The organism is Holospora undulata HU1 (assembly GCF_000388175.3).
In the GTDB taxonomy this organism is placed as follows: domain Bacteria; phylum Pseudomonadota; class Alphaproteobacteria; order Holosporales; family Holosporaceae; genus Holospora; species Holospora undulata_A.
In genome coordinates this window covers 1-4,027 of record NZ_ARPM03000092.1, presented here as the reverse complement: position 1 = coordinate 4,027, position 4,027 = coordinate 1, and the positions used below count along the sequence as shown (strand labels likewise).

The 4,027-nt window shown below is 34.0% G+C and carries 5 protein-coding genes; 1 reads left to right on the top strand and 4 read right to left on the bottom strand.

What is annotated here, in order from left to right; translation table 11 throughout:
• The first annotated feature begins 88 nt into the window (after positions 1 to 88).
• The gene (locus K737_RS11835; protein ID WP_407636445.1) at positions 89 to 172 is read left to right on the top strand and encodes a hypothetical protein; all 84 of its coding nucleotides are present in this window, start codon (positions 89 to 91) and stop codon (positions 170 to 172) included.
• A gap of 449 nt (positions 173 to 621) precedes the next feature.
• Here K737_RS11835 and K737_RS01835 read toward each other — a convergent pair whose 3' ends face one another.
• The 4 genes from K737_RS01835 to K737_RS11830 form a co-directional block, all read right to left on the bottom strand.
• Entirely contained in the window at positions 622 to 1,617 is a 996-nt protein-coding gene (locus tag K737_RS01835) for a hypothetical protein (protein ID WP_006294838.1), read from the bottom strand.
• Positions 1,617 to 2,240, bottom strand: a complete 624-nt coding sequence (gene pth / locus K737_RS01830) for an aminoacyl-tRNA hydrolase (protein WP_006294836.1) — start codon at positions 2,238 to 2,240, stop codon at positions 1,617 to 1,619. The genes K737_RS01835 and pth overlap by 1 nt, the downstream gene beginning before the upstream one ends.
• Before the next feature lie 6 nt (positions 2,241 to 2,246).
• On the bottom strand, positions 2,247 to 2,906 hold the full coding sequence (locus tag K737_RS01825; protein ID WP_024161364.1) for a 50S ribosomal protein L25/general stress protein Ctc: 660 nt from the start codon (positions 2,904 to 2,906) through the stop codon (positions 2,247 to 2,249).
• 250 nt (positions 2,907 to 3,156) lie between these two features.
• Positions 3,157 to 3,237: a transposase gene (locus K737_RS11830; protein ID WP_407636444.1), complete on the bottom strand. Its 81-nt coding sequence runs from the start codon at positions 3,235 to 3,237 to the stop codon at positions 3,157 to 3,159.
• Positions 3,238 to 4,027: the final 790 nt, after the last annotated feature.

Here is a 4,027-nt window from a genome sequence, read left to right as displayed (position 1 = left end):
AGAAAAATTTCTGATCAAGGAACTAAAGCCTGGTCAAGGTGTTATTATGGATAATGCCTCTTTTCATAAATAGTCTGTAAAATGCAGTATAATTTTTCTACCGCCTTACTTTCTTGATTTGAATCTAATAGAAAAATTCTGGGCTAATATGAAGAGGTGGGCAGTATGCTAAATTTCAACGCTCTATTCGACGCTATTTCTTGGTTCTTTAAAATATCTAATTCAACCTAAATTACTATAGCAATAAAAAACACCCTCCACAGACGGCAATTTCATTGAACTGGGGCTACTTGTTTTTCAGGAAGAAAATACTTTATTCTATTCCCTATTCCGCTGATCATCCAGAAACGCGTAATGTCTTATTTAACATACCTCTTTTTTGAATTTTTATTAAGTTTTCAAAAAATACAGAAAAAATCAACTTAAAGTAAAATTTGTTAAAATTTCATAAAAAACAATTTCCAAGGGGGCAAAAGTATCAACTCAACTATATTGCCTAAGATATTAGCACTCTCTATTTCTTTCTTTAAAAAAACTTTTACATAGCGCAATCAAAGCTTAAAGATCTTAAAGTGGGCAATGTTGGTAACATTTTATAATTGTTTAACAAAATTCAAAAAATTATGCAGAGCAAAGCATTTGAATGACAGAAATATCATCGTTTTCTTGAAAAAGATCTTTTTTAATATTAACTTCTAAATCGTACAAAGCATCCATGCGTTTTTCTAAAAACTCTAAAGACCACTTACTAATATGATTTTGAACAAAGGGAAGGTGTTTAAAAAAAATTGGAGGATCCAATTGAGTAGCCAATTTTGCAATGTGCTGCGCTGATATCTTTTCCTGGGCTTCTTTATGAGTTTTTTTATATTGCTCTAGCGAAACTTTTAGCTGCCAGCACTGCCAAACTAATTTTTGCCACGCACGCACCCATTTTAACTTTTGATCGTTATGACGTAAATACTCAATTACTGTAATATCAGGCTTATTAAGTAGCGGTAAAAAAATTTCTTCTACATTCATAACAATATGATGAAATAATTGCTCCAAATCTTCTTGTTGAATTGCGTTTTTATTTTTAGCTTGATACAACAGCTTTAATGTTTTTGCAGTGCTTACCCAGTCTCCTTCTTGCACCCATTGAGCTACAGTTTTCAGATATTGCCCAGAAAGCGGAACCTGACAGACTTCTAAACATCTTTTAAGAATGGTAATAGATTGATCTAATGATGCTTCATAGCTAGGGACCAAAGCTCTAACAGGAGATTGTTGAAAATTTTTTACCCACAAGGAGTGTTGCCGAAATTGAGAGGACGTCAATATTAGTTGAATATTTTCTGGCAGTGCATTTAAAACCGATTGATAAGACGAGAATTTTTTTTCTGGAACTTCTTGAACAAGAATTACTGTCCTTCCTACATTGAATAAGGTCGGAGCGCACAATGAAGTATGCTGGTCCCAAAATTCCGCATCTTGAGTTCGAATAAAACGTAGATCTAAGTTTTGAAGCTCATTTATAACGTTTTCTATAAGATTGGGCTTGTTTCCATACAACAAAAAAGCTTGGTAAATTTTGTCTTTAAATGAAGGAAAAAACTCATGAAGGGCTATTTTCATTAAAATTGTTCAGAAAGTTTAGAAGATTTCAATAAAGAAGTTTCCTTTAAAATACCACAAACCTTATCATTGTTGCTTTGAATGATCCAAGGAATTGTTTGGTGAACAACAGGAAAAATGAAATTCTCAAAGGTTTTTTTCTCTTTTGGTGTAAAAGCCCCCAAAACAAATTTAGATACTTCTGCAGAACCTGAAGGTCGACCAATACCAACCCGAAAACGATTATAATCGCTTCCGCATCTTTCAGAAATATTCCGAATTCCATTGTGCCCTTTGTGCCCTCCGCCAATTTTCCATCTTAAGGTTCCAAAGCCCAGCTCTAACTCATCATGAAATACAACAAGATTCCGCAAAGGAATATTATGCATATTTAAAAGTAATGAAACTACAGTACCTGAAAGGTTCATGTAAGATAAAGGTTTACAAAGTAAAATGCAAACCCCTTGGAAACAAAACACCGACAAAAAAGCATTTTGTTTTTTTTCCCAGGAACGGCTTTCCTGAAGCTCTTTCTGAAAAAAATCTTTTATAGAATCTAATACTAGAAATCCTGCATTGTGCCGTGTTATTTGATATTCATCTCCAGGATTTCCTAGCCCAACCCACAACCAATCATAAAGCATAAAAAACTATACAGAAGTTGATTGTGAATCAGAATGTTCTTGAACATCAAGCTTGTCTCCAGAAGACGGAGGTACAATACTAGCGATAGCTTCATCTTTCTCTACATGCAATACCTGAACATCTTTAGGCAAAGCAATCGATTCCAAATGAATCGTTTGCCCGATATCAAGATTGCTAATGTCTACTTCTATGACTTCAGGAATATGATCAGCAGGAGCAAGAATCTCAAGGTGATGGTGAACAACGTTTAATGCGCCTCCTCTTTTAATTCCAACACTCTTATCTTGATGAAGAAAAGCAATACGAACTAAAAGCTTTATTTTTTGATTTTTTGATAAACGACGTAAATCAACATGAACAGGCCTATCCTTAACACTACAAAACTGAATAGAACTTATTAAAACTTTTCCATGATCTTGAACTTGAAAAACACGACTAAAAATCCCAGGCTTTTCTAATTCACTGGCAATATCTTTTGCACAAACAGAAACATTTTCAGAAGGACCTTCGCCATAAAGTACACAAGGAATGCGCCCTGAAAGACGCAACGCTCGGATCTGTCCCTTAGTTTGATGCGCTTGTCTAGGATAGACAGTTAAGAAAGGAACAGAATTGTCTAAAGAACACTTCATTACTCTACCAATTACTAAATAATCAAGTTTCATGTTACCTGTGATGGAAAATAAAAGCAATAGCCCGTTTTAAAAAATTCAACTTCTTTACAAAATAATAATGTACATAAATTTACATATTTTGTCTGTACTTTAATTTATAATCCCTACTATATAATTTTTACAACATTTTTTTAATTTGAAACGCTCAATAGAAACGACCAGAAGTCATGATTTGTAGTAATTTATTTTGAATTAGATATTTAAAAGAGCCACGAAATAGCGTCGAATAGAGCGTTGAAATTTAGCATACTGCCCACCTCTTCATATTAGACCAGAATTTTTCTATTGGATTCAAATCAAGAAAGTAAGGCGGTAGAAAAATTATACTGTATTTTACAGATTATTTATGAAAAGAGGCATTATCCATAATAACCCCTTGACCAGGCTTTAGTTCCTTGATCAGAAATTTTTCTACCCAAGTCCGTTAAAAACTATTGGCGCTGTCGGTTTGTTATTAACTAAACAGGCATACTATTTGTTCTTTGATACCATTTTTTCCCCTTTTTGCCAACCAACTTTTCACTTTCTCTTCCCCAGCCTTCTGTACTTGCACATAGCCATATCAATTCCGCTTTCATCAATATATACAAGACTTGGATACGATATATATTTTATCGATTATTGATACTGACTTCGCTTTTCTTTATTTTGATTTTCTTGGATTTATGCCATCTTGCTTCATCCATGATCAACGCAATTTTATTAGACGGATACTTCTTTACACGCTCAGATAAAAATACATTCATATGCTCAGTATCGATATTAGGTAAAATTAGACTAAAATAACCATTTTAAATGGAATTTGTGGCCTGGTACCGCGCTCATAATTCGTGACTTTTGGAATGAGCGCCCAATCTCGATTCATTAAAAAACAATACGTGCGATGGCGTGCACTTAGCTATTTCCCGGCTAATATTTTTTATACCCTGTATTCATGATTCAGCTATCCTTCTTAATAGGATCATGGAATAGGCTATTATACTCATGTTTTCAGCAATCTCTATGGCAATTTCATAATCTTTAGACGCCCTTCGAAAAGGATTTAGCTATCCTATGTTCTTTCGACGATCCAACGCTTTGGAAGTATGGCCCATCCTTGAGATATACGCTCT